22 protein-coding genes, 1 tRNA gene and 1 pseudogene are annotated in these 18,411 nt (G+C 56.9%); 6 read left to right on the forward strand and 18 right to left on the reverse strand.

Translation table 11 applies throughout. The features are described from left to right. The first annotated feature begins 364 nt into the window (after positions 1-364). Positions 365-2,209 (forward strand): RNA polymerase sigma factor RpoD, encoded by a 1,845-nt coding sequence (gene rpoD / locus B3229_RS08020; protein WP_033752514.1) that lies wholly within the window; start codon positions 365-367, stop codon positions 2,207-2,209. Positions 2,210-2,272: 63 nt separating this feature from the next. Here the strand turns inward: rpoD and mug are convergent, their stop codons facing one another. Both mug and B3229_RS08030 read right to left on the reverse strand, forming a co-directional pair. After that, positions 2,273-2,791, reverse strand: a complete 519-nt coding sequence (gene mug, locus B3229_RS08025; RefSeq protein ID WP_033792248.1) for a G/U mismatch-specific DNA glycosylase — start codon at positions 2,789-2,791, stop codon at positions 2,273-2,275. Next, positions 2,788-3,378, reverse strand: a complete 591-nt coding sequence (locus tag B3229_RS08030) for a TetR/AcrR family transcriptional regulator (protein WP_286870291.1) — start codon at positions 3,376-3,378, stop codon at positions 2,788-2,790. The genes mug and B3229_RS08030 overlap by 4 nt, the downstream gene beginning before the upstream one ends. Positions 3,379-3,509: 131 nt before the next feature. On the opposite strand from B3229_RS08030, the gene B3229_RS08035 reads away from it, so the two are divergent. The 3 genes from B3229_RS08035 to B3229_RS08045 all read left to right on the forward strand — a co-directional run bounded on the left by B3229_RS08035 (position 3,510) and on the right by B3229_RS08045 (position 5,174). Continuing rightward, positions 3,510-4,304 carry an SDR family NAD(P)-dependent oxidoreductase gene (locus tag B3229_RS08035; RefSeq protein ID WP_286870292.1) on the forward strand — a complete coding sequence of 265 codons (795 nt, stop codon included), beginning with the start codon at positions 3,510-3,512 and terminating at the stop codon, positions 4,302-4,304. A 228-nt stretch (positions 4,305-4,532) separates the two neighbouring features. After that, positions 4,533-4,608, forward strand: a tRNA-Ile gene (locus B3229_RS08040). A 158-nt stretch (positions 4,609-4,766) separates the two neighbouring features. Next, positions 4,767-5,174: a hypothetical protein gene (locus tag B3229_RS08045; protein WP_286870293.1), complete on the forward strand. Its 408-nt coding sequence runs from the start codon at positions 4,767-4,769 to the stop codon at positions 5,172-5,174. Between the two features lie 49 nt (positions 5,175-5,223). Here the strand turns inward: B3229_RS08045 and B3229_RS08050 are convergent, their stop codons facing one another. From B3229_RS08050 to B3229_RS08090, 9 genes are all read right to left on the reverse strand, one after another. Beyond that, complete coding sequence (locus tag B3229_RS08050) at positions 5,224-5,442, reverse strand: ogr/Delta-like zinc finger family protein (protein WP_072010470.1); 219 nt, start codon at positions 5,440-5,442, stop codon at positions 5,224-5,226. Positions 5,443-5,510: 68 nt separating this feature from the next. Continuing rightward, the gene (locus tag B3229_RS08055; protein WP_286870294.1) at positions 5,511-6,683 is read right to left on the reverse strand and encodes a phage late control D family protein; all 1,173 of its coding nucleotides are present in this window, start codon (positions 6,681-6,683) and stop codon (positions 5,511-5,513) included. After that, positions 6,680-7,207, reverse strand: a complete 528-nt coding sequence (locus B3229_RS08060) for a phage tail protein (protein ID WP_286870295.1) — start codon at positions 7,205-7,207, stop codon at positions 6,680-6,682. The genes B3229_RS08055 and B3229_RS08060 overlap by 4 nt, the downstream gene beginning before the upstream one ends. Positions 7,208-7,210: 3 nt before the next feature. Further along, entirely contained in the window at positions 7,211-9,673 is a 2,463-nt protein-coding gene (locus B3229_RS08065) for a phage tail tape measure protein (RefSeq protein ID WP_286870296.1), read from the reverse strand. Continuing rightward, the gene (locus B3229_RS08070; protein ID WP_051905661.1) at positions 9,663-9,788 is read right to left on the reverse strand and encodes a GpE family phage tail protein; all 126 of its coding nucleotides are present in this window, start codon (positions 9,786-9,788) and stop codon (positions 9,663-9,665) included. The genes B3229_RS08065 and B3229_RS08070 overlap by 11 nt, the downstream gene beginning before the upstream one ends. A 32-nt stretch (positions 9,789-9,820) precedes the next feature. Continuing rightward, entirely contained in the window at positions 9,821-10,099 is a 279-nt protein-coding gene (locus B3229_RS08075) for a phage tail assembly protein (RefSeq protein ID WP_286870297.1), read from the reverse strand. A gap of 64 nt (positions 10,100-10,163) precedes the next feature. Beyond that, complete coding sequence (locus B3229_RS08080) at positions 10,164-10,673, reverse strand: phage major tail tube protein (protein WP_286870298.1); 510 nt, start codon at positions 10,671-10,673, stop codon at positions 10,164-10,166. A 12-nt stretch (positions 10,674-10,685) separates the two neighbouring features. Further along, entirely contained in the window at positions 10,686-11,855 is a 1,170-nt protein-coding gene (locus B3229_RS08085) for a phage tail sheath protein (RefSeq protein WP_286870299.1), read from the reverse strand. 80 nt (positions 11,856-11,935) lie between these two features. Further along, the gene (locus B3229_RS08090) at positions 11,936-12,514 is read right to left on the reverse strand and encodes a recombinase family protein (protein WP_286870300.1); all 579 of its coding nucleotides are present in this window, start codon (positions 12,512-12,514) and stop codon (positions 11,936-11,938) included. Between the two features lie 135 nt (positions 12,515-12,649). On the opposite strand from B3229_RS08090, the gene B3229_RS08095 reads away from it, so the two are divergent. Further along, positions 12,650-13,102, forward strand: a complete 453-nt coding sequence (locus tag B3229_RS08095; RefSeq protein ID WP_286870301.1) for a phage tail protein — start codon at positions 12,650-12,652, stop codon at positions 13,100-13,102. Then, positions 13,102-13,692: a tail fiber assembly protein gene (locus tag B3229_RS08100; protein ID WP_286870404.1), complete on the forward strand. Its 591-nt coding sequence runs from the start codon at positions 13,102-13,104 to the stop codon at positions 13,690-13,692. Before B3229_RS08095 ends, B3229_RS08100 begins: the two co-directional genes overlap by 1 nt. Before the next feature lie 28 nt (positions 13,693-13,720). Here B3229_RS08100 and B3229_RS08105 read toward each other — a convergent pair whose 3' ends face one another. The 7 genes and pseudogenes from B3229_RS08105 to B3229_RS08135 all read right to left on the reverse strand — a co-directional run bounded on the left by B3229_RS08105 (position 13,721) and on the right by B3229_RS08135 (position 18,406). Further along, positions 13,721-14,116, reverse strand: a complete 396-nt coding sequence (locus B3229_RS08105) for a tail fiber assembly protein (protein ID WP_286870302.1) — start codon at positions 14,114-14,116, stop codon at positions 13,721-13,723. Between the two features lie 4 nt (positions 14,117-14,120). After that, positions 14,121-15,080, reverse strand: a pseudogene (locus B3229_RS21270) (phage tail protein). Beyond that, positions 15,077-15,685, reverse strand: coding sequence for a phage tail protein I (locus tag B3229_RS08115; RefSeq protein ID WP_286870303.1), 609 nt, complete (start codon positions 15,683-15,685; stop codon positions 15,077-15,079). The pseudogene B3229_RS21270 and the gene B3229_RS08115 overlap by 4 nt, the downstream one beginning before the upstream one ends. Then, a complete protein-coding gene (locus B3229_RS08120; RefSeq protein WP_286870304.1) occupies positions 15,678-16,586 on the reverse strand; it encodes a baseplate assembly protein in 909 nt (302 codons plus the stop codon). Before B3229_RS08120 ends, B3229_RS08115 begins: the two co-directional genes overlap by 8 nt. A 4-nt stretch (positions 16,587-16,590) precedes the next feature. Continuing rightward, entirely contained in the window at positions 16,591-16,938 is a 348-nt protein-coding gene (locus B3229_RS08125) for a GPW/gp25 family protein (protein WP_286870305.1), read from the reverse strand. After that, positions 16,938-17,528: a phage baseplate assembly protein V gene (locus B3229_RS08130; RefSeq protein WP_286870306.1), complete on the reverse strand. Its 591-nt coding sequence runs from the start codon at positions 17,526-17,528 to the stop codon at positions 16,938-16,940. Before B3229_RS08130 ends, B3229_RS08125 begins: the two co-directional genes overlap by 1 nt. Positions 17,529-17,611: 83 nt before the next feature. After that, positions 17,612-18,406, reverse strand: coding sequence for a hypothetical protein (locus B3229_RS08135; RefSeq protein ID WP_286870307.1), 795 nt, complete (start codon positions 18,404-18,406; stop codon positions 17,612-17,614). Between the last annotated feature and the right edge of the window lie 5 nt (positions 18,407-18,411).

The following is an 18,411-nucleotide window of genomic DNA, read 5'->3' on the forward strand; positions in this document are numbered from 1 at the left end:
CGCTGGCAGGGCCCAGGCGAGAAAGTCAGATAGTCCAGCACAGACTCTTAGCGGCAAGGCGAGAAAGCCTACCGTTCAGAGCGCAAGGTAGCAGGGCCGTCGGCGGTGAAGTCAGTTTCATCACCGCCAGCGCGCAGCACCCGGAGCGTACTGAAGTACGTGAGGAGTGCGAGCACTGCCGGGGATGAAAATGGCGAATAAGCCAGGCCCGAAAAATATTCAAAGCGGCTTAAGTGCCGATATATGAGGGGCAAAAGCCCTGGCCGCGACGAAGGCAGCGGCAATAACACAACGCCTTCACTGTTATAGTTGGCTCGCTGCCGACCGACACCAATCTAATTAACAGAAGTGTGGATACCGTCTTATGGAGCAAAACCCGCAGTCACAGCTTAAGCTGCTTGTCACCCGTGGTAAGGAGCAAGGCTATCTGACCTATGCTGAGGTCAATGACCATCTGCCGGAAGATATCGTCGACTCCGATCAGATCGAAGACATCATCCAGATGATTAACGATATGGGCATTCAGGTGGTGGAAGAAGCCCCTGACGCCGACGATCTGATGCTGAACGAAAACAGCGCCGATACTGACGAAGATGCCGCGGAAGCCGCCGCTCAGGTGTTATCCAGCGTAGAATCTGAAATTGGCCGCACCACCGACCCGGTGCGCATGTATATGCGCGAGATGGGTACCGTTGAGCTGCTGACGCGCGAAGGCGAAATCGACATCGCCAAGCGTATCGAAGACGGTATCAACCAGGTACAGTGTTCCGTTGCGGAATATCCGGAAGCCATTACCTATCTGCTGGAGCAGTACGACAAAGTTGAAGCGGGCGAATCTCGCCTCTCCGACCTGATCACCGGCTTCGTGGATCCAAACGCTGAAGAAGATCTGGCGCCTACCGCCACCCACGTCGGCTCTGAGCTGTCTCAGGAAGACCGCGACGACGACGAAGATGAAGACGAAGAGAGCGAAGACGACAGCTCCGACGACGATAACTCAATCGATCCGGAACTGGCGCGCGAAAAATTCGTCGAGCTGCGCACGCAGTATGAAACGACCCGCCTTGTTATCAAGAGCAAAGGTCGCAGCCATGCTGACGCAGTAAAAGAGATTCAGAACCTTTCTGACGTCTTTAAGCAGTTCCGCCTGGTGCCGAAACAGTTCGACTACCTGGTGAACAACATGCGCGAGATGATGGAGCGCGTGCGTACGCAAGAGCGCATCATCATGAAGCTGTGCGTTGAACTGTGCAAAATGCCGAAGAAAAACTTCATCACGCTGTTTACCGGCAACGAGACTAGCGAGAGCTGGTTCAAAGCCGCGCTGGCCATGAATAAACCCTGGTCAGAGAAGCTGAAAGAAGTGGAAGAAGATGTGATGCGCTGCCTGCAGAAACTGCATCAGATCGAAGAAGAGACTGGCCTGACCATCGAGCAGGTAAAAGATATCAACCGTCGCATGTCTATCGGCGAAGCGAAAGCGCGTCGTGCGAAGAAAGAGATGGTGGAGGCAAACCTGCGTCTGGTGATTTCAATCGCGAAAAAATACACCAACCGCGGTCTGCAGTTCCTCGATCTGATTCAGGAAGGCAACATCGGCCTGATGAAAGCGGTTGATAAGTTCGAATACCGTCGTGGTTACAAGTTCTCGACCTATGCGACATGGTGGATCCGTCAGGCGATCACCCGCTCTATCGCCGACCAGGCGCGTACCATCCGTATTCCGGTGCATATGATTGAGACCATTAACAAGCTTAACCGTATCTCGCGCCAGATGCTGCAGGAGATGGGCCGCGAGCCGACGCCGGAAGAGCTGGCCGAGCGCATGCTGATGCCGGAAGACAAGATCCGCAAAGTGCTGAAAATCGCTAAAGAGCCTATCTCCATGGAGACGCCGATTGGCGACGACGAAGATTCGCATCTGGGCGACTTTATCGAAGACACCACGCTGGAGCTGCCGCTCGACTCTGCGACCTCCGAGAGCCTGCGTTCAGCCACCCACGACGTGCTGGCGGGCCTGACCGCGCGCGAAGCCAAAGTGCTGCGCATGCGTTTCGGCATCGATATGAACACCGACCATACGCTGGAAGAGGTGGGCAAACAGTTCGACGTTACGCGTGAGCGTATTCGTCAGATTGAAGCGAAAGCGCTGCGTAAGCTGCGCCACCCGAGCCGTTCGGAAGTGCTGCGCAGCTTCCTGGACGACTAATCCGCTAGCGTTAAAAAAACCCCGGCTTGTCGGGGTTTTTTATTGCCCTTTTTTCGCCGCCTGCTATTTCACGCCCTGCTGCAGCGCATCATAGAGCTGCCGGTATGCCTCGACGATCTCATCGAGCGAGGCGCGATTCAGCCCGCTGGGATTAGGCAGCACCCAGACCTGAGTCTTACCCATAAAAATGCCCTGTAAGCCCCACTCCACCTTGCGCTGATTGAAGGCGCGCTTGAAGGCGTCTTTGCCGAGGATCGCCAGCACGCGCGGCTGGTAGTTGAGTACTTTGTCAGTCAGGCGCGCGCCGCCGTCGCGCAGCTCCTCAGCCGCCAGCTGGTTCGCCTGCACGGTGGGACGCTCAACCAACATGGTGATGCCGCAGCCGGTCTCCAGCAGCCGCTGCTCCTCTTCGGGCCGGAGCTGCTCCCGGGTAAAGCCAGCCAGATAGAGCACCTTCCAGAAGCGGTTGCCGGGATGCGCGAAGTGATAGCCGGTGTGCGCCGTCGAGTGGCCCGGATTAATGCCGCAGAACAGCACCTCCAGCCCAGGGGCGATAATGTCGCTGATGTTGTGCTCGCTCATGCCGCCTGCTCCAGTCCGGTACGGCGCTTCAACGCCTCGCGGCTGCGCGCCAGCATGGCCGCAGAGAGCGCCTTATCGCTACAGGCGCGCGCCAGCGCCAGCGCGCCGACCATCTCAGCCAGCAGGCTGCTGGCTAGCGCCTCGGCGTCGCGCTGTCCCAGCTCGGCAAGCAGCTCGCCTAACCGCTGTAGCATCGACGTCACGCCCTGGGTAAAGACAGATTTCGCCTCTTCCGGCAGATGGCCGACCTCGCTGACCAGCGCGGGCACCGGACAGCCCTCGGCGCGGCAGTCGCGATGTGTCTCTGAAAGGTAGTAGTCAATCAGCGCGCTCAGCCGCGCGGCCGGATCCGCGCCCTGCCACAGCGGCGCCATACGCTGCGTCGAGTCAGTGAACATTTCGGCGATAACCGCCTGCACCAGCGCCTCGCGCGAGTCGAAGTGCGCATAGAAGCCGCCGTGCGTCAGCCCGACGCGCTTCATCAGCGCCGCCACGCCGATGCTTTCCGTGCCGCATTCGCGCATTACCCGCGCCGCCTCATCCAGAATGCGCTGCCGCGTGCGCGCCTTATGGCTCTGTTTATCCATCACTCTTTCCCGCTGATAGTTTCTGCTGTTCATAGTAATTATTACGACCATCATATTCCAGCTTGACGATGCATATGACGATCGTCATATTAACTACAAATATGACAACCATCATACCAAAGAGGTTTACCATGTCAGCATCATCGCAAGGCTTTGCTTTAGTCACCGGCGCATCCAGCGGTATCGGCGCCACCTACGCACGACGCCTCGCGGCGCGCGGCTACGATCTCATCCTGGTGGCGCGCGACCAGGCGCGACTGGAGACGCTGGCGCAGACGCTGCAACAGCAGCATCAGATCGAGACGCGTATTCTGCGCGCCGATCTGACCGATGCGGGCGATTTGCAGCGCGTCGAGCAGGAGCTGCGGGAAAACACGGCGATTACGCTGCTGGCGAATAACGCCGGCATGAGCGTGGACGGCGAGTTTATCGACGCCAATATCGATCGCATTCAGACCATGCTGACGCTCAACATCATCGCCCCTACCCGCCTGGCGCACGCGGCGGCCAATGCGTTTCGCGCGCGCGGACGCGGCGTGATTATCAATGTCGCCTCGGTGCTCTCGCTGATGCATGAGATGTTCAACGGCGCCTATAACGGCAGCAAATCTTTTGTGCTGACGCTGACCCGCTCGATGCAGCGCGAGCTGGAGAACAGCGGCGTGCAGGTGCAGGCCGTGCTGCCTGGCGCTACGCGTACGGAGATATTCGACCGCTCCGGCAAGTCCATTGACGAGCTGCCGGCCGGTATGGTTATGGAAGTGGAAGAGATGGTGGATGCCGCGCTGGCGGGGCTGGAGGCGGGCGAAGCGGTGACTATCCCGGCACTGGAAGAGATTGCGCTGTGGCAGGATTATGATCGGGCGCGCGGCGCGATGCTGCCCTATCTTTCGCTGAGCCAGTCGGCGACGCGCTATCGGGAGTGAGAGGTTGATGCCTGACGCTTTTCAGATGGGAGCGTGGCTTTAAGTCAGCTTAAAGGCGGCGAAGGCAAGTTTGCTGGCCGCCTTTTCTGTACGGAACAGGTAAAATTAGGCTGCATGTTCTGGAAATGTTTAGTTTAATCAATCACTCATGCAATGGACGTTTTTTCAGCATGTGGCGAGTGAGTGCTGGATCGCTCTAAACAGATACATTATAATCCCCGCTCCGCTGGCCCCTTAGCTCAGTGGTTAGAGCAGGCGACTCATAATCGCTTGGTCGCTGGTTCAAACCCAGCAGGGGCCACCAAATTTACCCAATGAAATCATATATTTAAGCCGCTCACCGAAGCGGTTTTTTTGTATCTGGCTTTTCGAGTGGCGGTAAAGTGGCGGTGCATTTTCACCGCCACTGACGCCCCCCCAACAGATTCGCCAGGCAAACTCACCTCAAAAGGACGTTTGATAATGCGATTACATATAGCCCTGCTCAGCACTTCATTATTATTTTCTTCGGTCGTTGCGGCTCAATCATCCGACGTCACTACACTGCAAAATAAGCTAAAGCCCTGGCAACCTTTGGAAGTTAATCTTAAGCAGGATCAGATCACGGTCGTGTTACCCGCCGCATCCGTCAATGATGAAACCTATAATGCAATAATCTCTAGTGGCGTATGCTCACCTATCTGGACAAAAGGCGTACCTGCTGGCTACCTCAAAAAAATCAAATTAATCAACGTCACCAATAAATTCAAAGCTAGCGGATATTCCTTTGAAAACCCGCTATCGACGTGCGATGAAATGAGTAAATTGATGGATAAGCCCGCTACGGCAGTAATGCTAGGCAATACCCACACTTACAAGGGTGGCGAATAGCACAAACAAAAAACCCCGTCAGTGCGGGGTTTTTTATCGGCATTGCATTTTAGTGCAGTAATGATGGCTGATATTCGTGCTTAGTATGCAAGGGCACGGGATTAATCTGCCCTGGCGTTACAATAATCACTGCCAGCGTTTCATGCGTTTTGAAAGAACAGCTGCAGTTGATATTCTGGCACTGGTGATAGCGTTCTTTTGTCTCTTTAGAAATATAACGGCTGCTTTTAGCGTGTGCGGCGGTCTGGCAAAGCGGACAATGCATCATTGGTGGCGTCTCCCTGTAAGCTCGTAGCTTTAATACTCCAAATCCCCAAAAGGAGCAACAACTTTCACTTATTGTGAATCATCTTTGTCTGATTCTGCCTGATACTCGACGTCTGACAACAAAACTTCAAAGTCCAGCTGCGTGGTATAGCCGCTGCTGCTAAGGCTATGCGTTACCTTGCTGATTAGCCACGGCTGCGCATCGATCACCGACTTAAAGCCGCTCACTCTGACCGGCGTCTCCGGGTACAGGTCAGCGCGCCCTATCGCGAGAGTTAGCGAAAACTCCGCAACGCCGCGCTGCAGCTTATCCCATTTTGCCTTAGCTGCCCGCATTGCTGCTGATTTGGTCGCGTAAACAGTCGTCAGCGTGAATACGTTGTCTTCAGTTCCCGCCAGATAATCTCCCTCCCTGGCTTCCGGCGTTTTGGCCTCGGCCGCCTTTTTCTTCTTTGCCGCCGGGTGCTCCAGCGCGCGCAGGTGCTTTATCTTCGGCTTGCGCTTTATCTTTACCTTTTTGGGCTTCGGGTCTTTGGTATGCAGCCAGCTCGCCGAGACGCCGGTATAAGCGCCACGGTCTGCGATACTGAAGCTGTGCCGGTCGCCATCCTGACGCGCGATGGTCATCTGCGGGATGGGCTTACCGCTGATAGTGACGCCGTTACCCGGCCGGATGAACAACAGCCGCCCAGCCTTTACCGCTGCAACAGCGCCATAAAGCGTGGCAAGGCGCGTCAGAAATTTGGCGTCGGTCTCCTGCGTCTGGTCGATGTGCGCCACGGCGATACCGGCGAAGCCGTCGGCCAGCATTGGCTTGAGCTTATTCCGCTCGGCTATCTGCGTCACGACCTCGCCCAGGGTTGTATCGTGATAGGACACTTCCCGACGGGAATTGAGCGTACCGCGAAAGTCCGCGCTACGGGCGCGAATTGTCATGGTATCCGGCGCGCCGTGGTGCTCTACCTCATCAACGGTAAAATCACCTTTCCCAAAAAGCGTTTGCCCCTTCCAGCCTAGAAACAGCTTTATTACCGCGCCACGTACCGGCATAGCCAGCTGTCCGTCGGCGTCGTCCAGCTCAATATCCAGCTGGTCAGCCTCAAAGCCACGGTTGTCGGTCAGCGTCATCGAGATAAGCCGATCCCTGATGTTGGTCGTAACGTCCTTAAAGTTAACCGTCAGCATAAAATCAGGCGTAAGCCGCGCCCCGGCCTGCACTGGCAGGCTGCTTATTCCGATCATCCGAGTAGCCCTCCCGCTGAGGAAACCAGATTACCGGCCGCCGACTTCACGCTGTCGATGGCTGACGTAAGCTGCTCTGGCAGATTACCGGCGCCACTGATAAGCCCGTCGGCCTGCTTTTTCAGGTCGCCAAACATTGACGTCAGAGACTCATCAACGCGCTTGAGGTTCAGCGTGAACATGATTTTACTGGCCGTCCCGTTAGGGAAAAACTCACTGAAAGAGTTGGAAATGCTCTCGATCACATACATGCCGTAAATCATGCCGCTGCCGCCAATCAGCGGCCACGCCATCCCTTCGTCGGCAAGCAGGCGAATAGTCGTCAGTGACACAGCCCCGCCGGTAATCTCTGGTCGCAGCTCCCCGGACAGCGTGATTTTCTCGTCGCCGGGCCCAATAAACTGCGCGGCCGGCCGCTGCCCGAATCGGCTGTTAGTCGGCCAGCGGTAGTCGATATTCTGCTGCAGATCCCCGTAAGGCAGGGTCTGGCGCATAAACGGCAGCATGCCATAAATCATCATCATCGTTTAATCCTCCCAGCCCATTTTGCTGCGGTTCTGCGCCTGCCGGTTGCGCTGCTCTTTTTCCCTGTGCTGCGCCATCAGCGCCAGCGCATCGTCTTTGCTCATGCCGTCGTGCATGTTGATTTCATACTGGTAGGTATTTTGGCTGCGGTCGGTATACCCGCCCCCGACAGACGGCGACGGAACCGGCTTGTACGAGCCGCCGCCGTAAGCAAGGTTATACTGCTGCCCGCCGGTATCGACGCCCGCGCCGCCTGTCGCCATCGGATCCGGGGATTTTACTTTGTCTTTCAGGCCGTCGGATTTAGTGTCGATGATGCCGAGCTTTTCCAGTACCCAGTCGATACCGCTGCGTAGCTGGCTCAGCGCCTCACTGGGTATTTTCAGCGCCTGCGCCAGCATGTTGCCAAACTTCTTACCCATCTCACCGGCAGACGCCAGCTCAGACTGCGTGGATTTCACCGGATCCAGCAGTTTACCGAACCAGTCCCACAGCTCTTTGAGCTTATTGCCCACCCATTCAAAGACGGGCTTTAGCGGGCTGAATGCATCCCCTATCGGCCCCATCGCGGCGCTGAACCCCTCGGCAACGCCAGCGATAAAGGCTTTGATTGGCTCCCAGTATTTCCGTACAAGAAGCGCCCCGGCCACAATTGCCGCCCCAACGGCGACTATTGGCAGCGAGATGGCGCCGAGCGCTGTTGCGATGGCGCCGCCCGCAATGCTGAATGCCGTACCGAGAAATCCCGCCCCGGCAACAAGCAGGTTAACGGCCGTAATAACCGGCCAGGCAACAAGCCCAATGGCGCCCAGCGCGCCTACAATAATCATCCCGGCTGCGGCGATTTTGGCTATGCCACTTGATAGATTTGGATTGGCCTGCACCCACTTATCTATCTGCAGCAGGAAGTTTGTGGTGTCCTGCGTAAGCGTGCGCAGGCTGTTGTCCATCTGGTCAAAGATATCGGTGCCGAGCGCCTCGTAAGCTGACTGCAGCTCTTTGAAATCGCCGCCGAGGTTGTCCTGCTGCACGTCAACCAGTTTTCCCGTGCTGCCGTCGGATCCCTGAAACGTCTTTGTCAGCTTGTCCAGCTCACCATTGGCCGCGTTTTTCATCAGGGTGACGGCTGAAGACGCTGCCTCTTCCCCGAAGATGGTTTTCAGGTATTCCGCCTGCTGCGCCGTGCCGAGTTTGTTTTTCTCAAATGACTTCTGCAGTTCCTTCAGAATAGTGAAGAAGGGGCGCATGTTGCCTTTGCTGTCGGCAGTTTTGACGCCCAGCTCCTTGATGGCTTTGAAGGCTTCGCCGGTTGGCGCCTGCACGCGCAGCAGCATGGCACGCACTCCCGTTCCGGCCATGCTGCCCGTTGTGCCTTCTTTTGCGAGCGCCCCGATCATGGCCGTCGTCTGCTCGACACTGACGCCAGCGTTTTTCGCAACCGGCGCGATGTAGGTCAGCGCATCGTTTAGCCCGTCAAAGTCGGCGGCGGTTTTGTTAAGCGTGGCGGAAATCACATCGCCTAGGTGGGCAACCTGACTGTTAGCCAGCCCGAAAGCGTTTTTCGTGCTCATCAGCAGCTTGGCGCTTTCTTCCATCGTGCGGTTATTGGCTAGCGACATATTCAACGTAACCGGCGTAGCCGCCTTGATGTCGTCAACGTTCCCGCCAGACTTGGCGATGATGATTTGCGCCTGAGCGGCGTCATTCGCCGAAGCGGCGGTGTTGTCGCCGATGCTGCGCGCCTGCGTGCGCAGGGACTGGAATTCAGGCGAGTTTTTATCAAGGCCGAGGGTTGCCTGCAGCGTTGAGTTTGCCAGGGCAAAGTCATAGCCGGGGCGCAGCACCGATGAAGCCGCAACCGCGCCAACCGTCGCCGCTCCGACACCGGCGGCGCCCGCGTTGCGCACCCTGGCGGACAGCTCCTGCCCCTTGCGGTAGCGCTCACTGGTCATGTTCAGCCGCTCCTGCTGCGCGTTCAGGCGCTGCAGCTCCTGCTTCTGGCGGCTCAGGCTGACGGTTGCCTGCGCCGAGTCGGTTTTAAGGCGCTGCTGCTCGCTGCTCAGGTTGCGCGTGGAAATCCCTGCGTCACGCAGCGCATCGCGCTGCTGCTGCACCGACTGGCGCAGCGCGTTAGATTTGGTCTGCAGCTCAACCGCCGCCTGCCGCGCCTTCTCCAGTGCGCGGGCCTGCTGCGCGGTCGGGCGCTCGGCATTCTTGAATGCCATTGCCAGCGCTGCCGCCTCCTGCTTTGCGTCCTTGAGGTTTTGCTGCGTGACAGCCAGCTGCGCGCTGGCTTTGCGAAAGCCATCGATTTTGCCCGCCTGCGCGTCCAGCTCCTTGATGGTTGCCTGCGTCTGGCGTATGTCAGACGACAGATTTTTAGCGGCGGCCTGTACGGCCTTGAAGGGGCGCGAGGCTTTGTCTACCGCATTCAGCAGCACCTGCACCTTGAGGTTATTGCTCATCCGGGTTTGCTCCGCTGCGGATAAAGGCTTTATGCCGCCAGTCCATCAGCTCGGCCAGCGGCATGTCGTACATCTCGGAGGGTTGCCAGTGGAATATCGTGGCGATGTCGGCCATCAGGTCATTAACCGTCAGGCCGTGCGGCCAGTCTATTCGTCCGACTTCGACTGCAAAAAACCGATCACCTTGCCGCCCAGCACAATCAGGTCAACCGGATCGAGGGCGTTACACTCGCTCTTTGTCAGCGCTGGCAGGGTGATGCGCGGCAGCACGGTCAGCAGGGCGTCTACGTCCGACTGGCACAGATCGGCCAGGCGCACGCCGCGTAGACTTCCGGCCGTTGGCTTAATGACGTCAATCTGCTTGATTTCGGTGTCGCCGCGCTTCAGCGGGGTTTCCAGTACAACGGTATTTTCGTTCTGTTCCATGTTCGCTATCTCTGTTCACTGTAGTCAGGTAAGGCCAGCGCCGCGCCGGGCGCCAGCGTCAGGGTTAAAGCAGGCCGAGGTTCTTGCGGCGCTGCTCCAGTCGGTCGGTGCCGTTGACCTTCTCCACCATGTTGATGGTGTCGATCTCAATCAGCTCTTTGCCGTTAAAGGTCAGCTTGTAATAGGTGTTCTTTGAGGTGACTTTGATTTCCGTATCCTCGCCCTGCTTGGCCTCACCAAAATCAAAGGTCTGGTGTTTACCGCGCACCTCAATCTCTACCGCGATTTCCTCGCCGGTATCGTCGCGCTGGTAGGAGCCGGTAAAGCGCAGGGGAATGTCAGAGGCGCCCCACTGCGTGAGAACCAGCTCATCCATGCCGCCGATGCTCCACTCCATATCGAGCGCGTCATCTTCCAGACCGTTATCAATAAAGGCCGCGCCGCTCATGCCGCCCGCGCGGAACGGGTCGAGCTTGCGCGCCAGCTTGGGCAGCGTGACGGCGGTCACGACGCCCTGATAGCTGTTGGCGTCGTTGAAAAGGTTCATGCCCTTCAGTTTGCGTGGCAGTGCCATTTATCCAGATCCTCAGCTGTTAACGGACGCGGCGAAGTTCGCCAGATAGGTGTCGGTGATGCGCTGGCGAAGGGTCAAATCTTCCAGCGGCGGAACCGGCGTATAGTCGTAGTCGATAAAGAGTTTGCCCGCCTTCAGGCTGTCTTTGTCGTTGGCGCTCTCGTCGTACCAGGCAGACGCGCCCAGCAGATAACCGGCGCTGACCAGCTCGCGGAATTTCGCGTTGATGCCCGCGATAATTTCGCGCACCAGTACCGGCGTCAGCGGCTTGTCTACTGCCCACATGTGCGCCTCGGCCATCGTATCGGCCAGCACCTGCGCGGTGCGGGTGTAGTTCTCAAACTGGAAAAGCGGGTCGTCGCTGCAAGTGCGGTTGCCCCAGAAGCGAAAGCCATCCTTGCGGATCAGCGTGGTGACGTCCGCCTCGTTGAGCAGGTCGGCGTCGGTGCCGGTCTGCTGCAAATCCCAGAATACCGACGCGGAGATGCCGGTCACGCCGTTAACGCCGACGTTGGACAGGGTTTTATGCCAGCCCGTGTCGTTGTCGATTTTGGCGCGCAGGCCCAGCGCGCGTGCGGTCGCGTATGCGGTATCGGATTTGCTGGTCGTGGTGTTCCAGGCGAGGAAATCCGGCCAGATCACCATGACTTCACGCTGGCTGAAGTTCTGGCGATACAGGCGAGCGTCGGAAATGGTTTTGCACTCCCACGCCGAAACGTAGGCGAAGGCGCGCAGCTGCTGCGCGATGCCCGCAAGCGCGGTTGCCACTTCCAGTGAATCCAGCCCCGGCACGCCGAGAATGCGCGGCTTGACGTCAAGCTGGGTCTGCGCGGCAAGCAGCGCTTTCATGCCCGTATACTGGCCGTTTTCATCCGTGCCGCCGATGATGTTAGAGATGGTTTCGGCCTCGTCGGCGCCTTCCGCCACGCGCACCACGACGGTGACGGGCTTTGACTGGTCGGCGATGGCCTGCAGCGCGGCGGCGAGCGTACCTTTTTTGCCAGCCTTGCCGACGGCGCCCTGCACGTTGGTGATCAGCACGGGCGTATTAAGCGGGAAGGTTGCCGCGTCTGCATCCTGCGCGGTGCAGACCATGCCCACGATTGCGGTTGATACGGTGGAGATGGTGCGCGTGCCGTCGTTGACTTCGACGACGCGGACACCGTGATGATAATCTGCCATCTGTTGCACTCCTGATTAAAGGTGTGCTCAGGGTGTCAGGTCAGGCGGGGCTTCGCATTTTGTCATGGCCCGCTGGTATATCACCAAACAGATTCACGCAGGGTGCGCTGCCGCTCCGCCGGGATATAGCGATAGAGCGTTTTTACAGATACTTCAAGAACAAGAGACACCTGCTGTAGCGTCGCCCCTTTGGCGATCATTCTTTCAGCTTTGGCTATCACTTCGCCGGTCATAATCCGGCGCCTGCCTCCAATTCTTCCATGCTCTCGCGCTGCGGCCAGCCCGGCGCGGGTGCGCTCCACTATTAATTCGCGCTCCATTTCGGCCAGGGCGCCCATGATGTGAAAGAAGAAACGCCCCATTGGCGTGATGGTATCAATGCTGTCGGTGAGGCTGCGAAAGTTAATTCCTCTCGCCCTCAGCTCCTCGGTCAGCATTACAAGATTCCGCATGCTACGACCGAGCCGATCCAGCTTCCACACTACCAGCGTGTCGCCCGGCTGCAGGCAGCGCAGCGCTTTCTTTAGCCCCGGCCGATCTGTGCTTTTGCCGCTTTTCCTGTCCTCGAAAATCAGCTCACAATCTGCACTCTGCAACGCTAACCGCTGTAAATCCGTATTCTGGTCATTTGTTGACGCCCTGATATAACCGATTAGCACTCTGCATTCCCTGTAAATGGCCGCAATTTTGCCAGCGCGGGCCGGTACAGGGCCAGGGCTTTGCTTCTCACAAACCTCGGTTTGGGCGAAGGCTCTCCGGTCATAGGTTCGCCGTTCCCTTGGCCGCACGCGAAAATGCCAAACGAGCTGTTTCCCTCAATGGCTGGCATGGTCTTTCTGAAAAGCAACGGTGCGGGCTTTAGCAGCTCACTTTATCCAAAGCTGGCGCAGGCTTATCCGGGACTGGTACTGGCCGATCTGCGCGGTGAATTTATCAGGGGCTGGGATGACGGACGCGGCGTAGATACCGGTCGCGCTTTGCTTACGGCGCAGAGTGATGCTCTGCAGAACGTTACCGGCACTATCGTCTCCCGTGGATACCAGCAGGCAGATACCGGTAGCATTGCAGGCGCGACGGGGGTGTTTGCGTACAGCAGTCAGGGCGGTAATTCGGGTTTTGGTATGCCGGGCGGAACGGCAAACCGAAACGCAGACGTCACGACATTTGATATGTCGAAAGTAGCACGCACAGCGGCAGAAACCCGGTCGCGTAATGTCGCATTTAACTACATTGTGAGGGCTGCATGATGGCTAAGGTTACGCTTGATAAAAATGGCCTGGCGAAAGCATCCGGCACACTGACCGTTTATAACTACAGCAGTCAGACTGGAGAATTTACAGGCTCCAGCGATGAGTTTCTGGCGCAGGGCGTGGGGCTTCCCGCGTGCGCCTGTATCACTGCGCCGCCCGCTACCGATGCGGGAAGTGTTGCGGTTTACCGTAATGGCGACTGGCAGATCGTTGCCGATTATCGCGGCGAAACGGTCTACTCCGTTGCTGATGGCTCGGAAAAAGTAATTGCAGAATTAGGCGATTACCCTGCAGGCACGACGCCCCTTGCGCCCGCAAGCAGCTGGGATAAATGGGACGGTGAAAAGTGGGTAACTGATACGGATGCACAGCAAACTGCTGCTGTAAGCGACGCGGCCAGGCAGAAATCTGCGCTCATCAGCGAGGCGAACGGCGTAACTCAGGCATGGCAGACGCAGCTGCTGCTCGGGATTATTACGGACGAAGACAAAGCCTCGCTAACTGAATGGATGAAATATATTCAGGCGGTACAGGCGGTTAATGTTCGGGAAGCACCCACTATTACCTGGCCGCTGAAACCTCAGTAACAAAAAGCCCGCCGGGGCGGGCTTATAATCAGTCCGGCATTTCCGGCCATATGATGTCCGGCGCATTTGTAATGTCTGTTCGGTTTAACATCACGCGATATTTACGCCAGTTATCGTAACTGGCGTTTTCTTCATCTGTGGCAATGCCCAGCGCAACCGCATCCTCCAGGGGGGCGATTTTATTGTCTGCTACCAGCCGTAAGGCGGCTTTCTGCGCCGTCGCTTCAGTCATATAGTCTTCAGCCGTCCTGACATACTCGATAAGCACTGGCGGCTCGCTGGTAAAGTCGATGATTTTCCCGGCTGACTGACCCTCAAGTAGTTCTTTCCAGAGGGTTTCACTGATTTCCTTTGCATCTTCAGGCAGGTTAGATATGCCCTCAACGTAAAAGCCTGAAGCAGACTGCGAAAAGTAAGTTTTCATAGCGTTAATATCCGATAGCAATCCAGCGCACGACAGTGTTGACAAGTGTGTTGCCCCCAACGATACGCCCAGAAATTTTTAAGGTTGAAAGTGACTTAGGAATAATCGACACAACTTTTATCGAGGAGTCGTCGCCTGCTTCATTACCTGCGCACCCGGCAATCCAGCTGTTAAAAGCAACGGGTAGCGTTACCGTGTTGCCCGCCGTGCCAGTAGCCGTAAAGCCCCACTGAATAATCAATCCTCCAGGCAATTTCTGGTAACCGTTGTTTGCAAAGCTGCGACCAAAGCTGCCCATGTCCGGCAACTGGTTAGCCTCAGTCCCTACATCCCGTTTTGCTGCTTCGCCCAAACCGAGGTTTTTGAGAACGTCCGGCAGCAAACCGGCATCAGCCATTTCCTTCAGCGCATTCTTGATCAGCGGATACTGACTATGCGGATTGTCGGCCTTCACATGCGCGGCCATCAGGCTGTCAGCATAGGACTTCACCTCAATCACGGCGCTATCAACATATTGTCGGGTCGCCAGCACAACAGCCGGGTCTATCTTCAGCGTTACCGCGCTGGTACTGTTCACAATCAAAATCATGCGCACGGTTTGCGTTCTGCCGCTGCCTTCGGCCAGCTGCGGCTTTTAGGTTTCCGGGCAATTCGCCACGGCAATCAGCACGCCGTCGGCGTCATACAGGCCAATCTCACGGATCCAGAATCCGCCTTCGCTTTCGGGGATAATCTGCTCGGCGATAATCTGGCTGCTGTTTGCTGCGTCAACGGTCAGCGAATTTAGCTGCGCGCGCCGCTTCTCTGCGATGAGCTTCGTCTGCGCTGGATCTGGCGTCGGCAACGTGCCGCCACCATCCCCGACGCCCATAGAGGTGATATTCACTTTCGTACCGAGTGCGGCGGCGTTCGCCAGCTTAGCCGCGCCCTGATTGGTCAGCAGGGCAAAATATTTAGTCGTCATGCGCTCACTTCCGTCAGGTCAATAAGATGCACGGCCGCGCCGGAATAACCCGGCCCGCCGACGCTGATAAGTTCAGGGGTGTAAGGGTAAATCGTCAGCTCATCGCCGCTATAGCTGGCAACGGCAACCGGCAGAATGCCGTTCGCATCAAGATTGATGGACAGGCCGATAAGGTGACGGCTGCAGGGCTTCGCGTCAGCTATCAGGCGCTCCAGCTCGTTATACATCTCTTCGGTAATGCCGGTATCCAACACGCCCACATCTAGCCGGAACGTGCCTGGCGCCTCGTTGGTTTTCCACCACTCGATTACCTTGATCAGATAACCCAGCGGCTCAACGACGCGGCGGATAGCGCCAATCGTGCCTTTATGCCGATGCACGTACTGAGAGGCAGCAACCACGCCACGCTTTGTCGATTCGCTCCAGGCTGAATCCCAGCGGTCTACCGACCACGCCCACGCCAGATAAGGCAGCAGCGCAACCGGACAGGTTTGCGGATTCCACAGCTGACGCAGTGGCACGTTCATGGCGCCCAGGCTCGCCAGCGCCTCGGCAGCGGCAACCTCAAGCACTGATGAGCCGGTCGGCAGCAGACGATCACTCATCCGAGCCTCCCACGGTCAGCGCGTAGCCGGTACAGTAGGCCGCCTGCGTTTTATCGAGCACGACGTCTGCTGACGGCTTAATCAGGTTGACGCGCTGCACGCCCTCAACGTGCATGGCGGCATACAGCGCCGACAAACGGATATCCCGGCCGAGGCGCTTCTGCGCGGTGACATAGGCGGCGAGCTTTGCCTCAGAGGCGGCGCGAATAGGTTCTGCCTCCGGCCCCGGATAGAGATACAACTCGGCTTCGATTTCATAGTTCACGATCTCCGCCGACTTCACGCTCACCCGGTCGGCGACCGGGCGCACGTCCTCGTCGTTAAGCGCGGCACTCACTACGGCCAGCAGGTCATCACCGGCGGCGCCGTTGCCCTCGCGGGCGAGCACGGTCACGGTCACGACGGCGGGCGACGGGCTGATGGCCGAGGCGTCCGCCACGCGGCCGTCGGCGCTTTTGGCGTGGTACTCATAGGCGCCGGTCGGCCCGGCTACGCTCAGCCCTTCAAAGGCGGCGGCGATGCGCAGCCGGAAATCGTCATTACTTTCCATCACGGCGGCCGTTGGTGGAATGGTCGTATCGTCGGCCGGGGTAATAATCAGGCGAGAAACGCCATTATTTGCGCCGAGCTGGTCAAGGTCGCCATCCAGCGCATACGCCACCATATTGGCCTTTGCCGCCTCGTTGATACGCTGGCGCAGGATCAGCTCACGATAGGCATTTTCCTGCAGCAGCTTAACGATGGGTTCCGACTCCAGCGCCAGCGTGCGCGCGATAGCGTCCTGCTGTTCTGCCGGGTAAAGGGAAACCAGCGTCGCTTTGCGCTCGGCCAGCAGGCTTTCATAGTCCAGCGTTTCCACCACGTCAGGCGCGGGCAGCTGGCTCAGGTCGATAGTTGCCATGTTCTCAGCTCACAGGAACGGTTAAGGAAAGAGGCTGCGCGTTGTCGGTGCGGTTGCCCGTCAGCTCGACCACCATTGCGCCGCTATAGTCCGTCTCAAAACTGATGGCGGTCAGCTTGATGCGCGGCTCCCACTGCAGGAGCGCCAGATAGCAGGCCGACATAATCTGCAGGCGCAGCGCCTCGTTTTGCGGTTGGTCAATCAGTGCGGAAAGAAGCGAGCCATACTGACGGCGCATCACCCTGGCGCCGAGCGGCGTCAACAGAATGTCACGCACTGACTGCCGAATGTGATCGAGATCGGTCAGGGTGCTACCGCTATCGCGGTTCATACCGATATATTTTTCTGCCATTACTGCGGCCCTCCCGATAGATCGCCGCCCGACTTCACGCCGCCATGCTGATGAGCATCGACCACGATACCGTTAGAGCTAAGGCTGCCGCCGCTGTGCGATACGTCTCCTTTCATCGTGCCGCCCTGGGTGACTTCCAGTTGCGCGGTTTTCAGAAGCTTGGTGCACTCCACCTCTGGCGAATCAAACAGGATTTTTACTGCGGCCTTGATGGTTGCCGTCCGAATGCCGGTTGCGGTCAGCGCGCCGCTTTCCGGCTCATACTCGATCACCGCGCCGTCAGGAAATGACCAGTGCAGCGCATCCGCCGACGCTGACGGCGCCGGGTTGTCGTCCGAGAAGATTCCCGGCATCACAAAGCCGGTATCGAGTTCGCCGCCCAGGCATAAGACGAGCACCTGCTCGCCCACGGACGGCGCATTCCAGGAACGGGTTTTACCCGCGCGGGCGCTCAGCCAGTGAAGCCAGTTAGTTTTATTGTTTCCTGTATCGACGCGGCACAGTCCATCATTCAGATTGACGGCGGACACGGTTCCGATGCGGATCAGGTTGCGCAGCAGGCGCTGAATTTCTGAGATTTGTTCGTTCATGCCGCAAGGTTGCTACGTTGCGGCATGTTGAGCAAAGGAAGGTAGTTTGCTTATGCATCAGCAAACACAGGGCAGCGTAAAAGTTACTTAAACCATGCGTCAGGCCTGCGAATGTCTTTCTGATTTATCAAATATTCAATATCAAGAATATGCTCATTAATTTTAATTAGCATTTGCGCTTTTACACTTTCCGGCACACCAGTTAAATCATGAATTAACTGTTGCAGATGTTGAGGGTAGGTTTTGTAATCTAGGTTTATATGTGCGGCTTCATCATGATAATAGTGGTATCTGTCCCATTCTATTTTTGACAGGTGCTCGCTGAATTGCCGAGTCTCATCATCATTCAGGCTTATTTTCCCTTTATTTATATCTTCGTTTTTTTGTATAGCCTGAGAATGATATGCATGTATTTGCTTTTGAATCTCTGTATGCACAGGTAGAGCCATATCTATTGACGTTGCGAGATACCACGCCTCTCTCACTCTCTCAATTTCTTCTGCCTTGACGCCCATACCTTCAAGTTCTTTACTTATAGAATTTACAAAATCGTATAGCTTTTTTCTTGGAACCACCGAATCATACCTCCCAGCTTGAGAGGCAGTGTTGATGGCAATTTCACTTATCGGCAGCGAAATTCCTCGCAGGGTATCCAGAATTTTATCGGCCTCGCTTATTTTCTCCCGTAACTCTGCTGCAAGACCAAATACATTGAATTTCTTTACATCGAAACTGAATAACAAAACTAACAATATGCCCGCAGCGAAACAGGCAGCTCCGCCAGAAACATTCCCCACAGATGAATCAATAGCCCCCACAACTAAAAAAATAATCCCTAGCCATTGCACACCTTGCGTTACATCAAACCTTCTTTTCATTGCAA

It is taken from the genome of Pantoea sp. UBA5035 (genome assembly GCF_002415245.1).
Lineage (GTDB): Bacteria > Pseudomonadota > Gammaproteobacteria > Enterobacterales > Enterobacteriaceae > Pantoea > Pantoea septica.

What these genes read in the sequence shown, in the direction of transcription:
- B3229_RS08105 (WP_286870302.1), bottom strand. Translation starts at nt 14,116, where the DNA reads ATGAAAACTTACTTTTCGCAGTCTGCTTCAGGCTTTTACGTTGAGGGC.
- B3229_RS08130 (WP_286870306.1), bottom strand. Translation starts at nt 17,528, where the DNA reads ATGAACGAACAAATCTCAGAAATTCAGCGCCTGCTGCGCAACCTGATC.
- B3229_RS08075 (WP_286870297.1), bottom strand. Translation starts at nt 10,099, where the DNA reads ATGGAACAGAACGAAAATACCGTTGTACTGGAAACCCCGCTGAAGCGC.
- B3229_RS08030 (WP_286870291.1), bottom strand. Translation starts at nt 3,378, where the DNA reads ATGGATAAACAGAGCCATAAGGCGCGCACGCGGCAGCGCATTCTGGAT.
- B3229_RS08035 (WP_286870292.1), top strand. Translation starts at nt 3,510, where the DNA reads ATGTCAGCATCATCGCAAGGCTTTGCTTTAGTCACCGGCGCATCCAGC.
- B3229_RS08135 (WP_286870307.1), bottom strand. Translation starts at nt 18,406, where the DNA reads ATGAAAAGAAGGTTTGATGTAACGCAAGGTGTGCAATGGCTAGGGATT.
- B3229_RS08065 (WP_286870296.1), bottom strand. Translation starts at nt 9,673, where the DNA reads ATGAGCAATAACCTCAAGGTGCAGGTGCTGCTGAATGCGGTAGACAAA.
- B3229_RS08115 (WP_286870303.1), bottom strand. Translation starts at nt 15,685, where the DNA reads ATGAGTGATCGTCTGCTGCCGACCGGCTCATCAGTGCTTGAGGTTGCC.
- B3229_RS08085 (WP_286870299.1), bottom strand. Translation starts at nt 11,855, where the DNA reads ATGGCAGATTATCATCACGGTGTCCGCGTCGTCGAAGTCAACGACGGC.
- B3229_RS08080 (WP_286870298.1), bottom strand. Translation starts at nt 10,673, where the DNA reads ATGGCACTGCCACGCAAACTGAAGGGCATGAACCTTTTCAACGACGCC.
- rpoD (WP_033752514.1), top strand. Translation starts at nt 365, where the DNA reads ATGGAGCAAAACCCGCAGTCACAGCTTAAGCTGCTTGTCACCCGTGGT.
- B3229_RS08070 (WP_051905661.1), bottom strand. Translation starts at nt 9,788, where the DNA reads ATGGCCGACATCGCCACGATATTCCACTGGCAACCCTCCGAGATGTAC.
- B3229_RS08125 (WP_286870305.1), bottom strand. Translation starts at nt 16,938, where the DNA reads ATGGCAGAAAAATATATCGGTATGAACCGCGATAGCGGTAGCACCCTG.
- mug (WP_033792248.1), bottom strand. Translation starts at nt 2,791, where the DNA reads ATGAGCGAGCACAACATCAGCGACATTATCGCCCCTGGGCTGGAGGTG.
- B3229_RS08095 (WP_286870301.1), top strand. Translation starts at nt 12,650, where the DNA reads ATGCCAAACGAGCTGTTTCCCTCAATGGCTGGCATGGTCTTTCTGAAA.
- B3229_RS08055 (WP_286870294.1), bottom strand. Translation starts at nt 6,683, where the DNA reads ATGATCGGAATAAGCAGCCTGCCAGTGCAGGCCGGGGCGCGGCTTACG.
- B3229_RS08120 (WP_286870304.1), bottom strand. Translation starts at nt 16,586, where the DNA reads ATGGCAACTATCGACCTGAGCCAGCTGCCCGCGCCTGACGTGGTGGAA.
- B3229_RS08050 (WP_072010470.1), bottom strand. Translation starts at nt 5,442, where the DNA reads ATGATGCATTGTCCGCTTTGCCAGACCGCCGCACACGCTAAAAGCAGC.
- B3229_RS08045 (WP_286870293.1), top strand. Translation starts at nt 4,767, where the DNA reads ATGCGATTACATATAGCCCTGCTCAGCACTTCATTATTATTTTCTTCG.
- B3229_RS08060 (WP_286870295.1), bottom strand. Translation starts at nt 7,207, where the DNA reads ATGATGATGATTTATGGCATGCTGCCGTTTATGCGCCAGACCCTGCCT.
- B3229_RS08100 (WP_286870404.1), top strand. Translation starts at nt 13,102, where the DNA reads ATGGCTAAGGTTACGCTTGATAAAAATGGCCTGGCGAAAGCATCCGGC.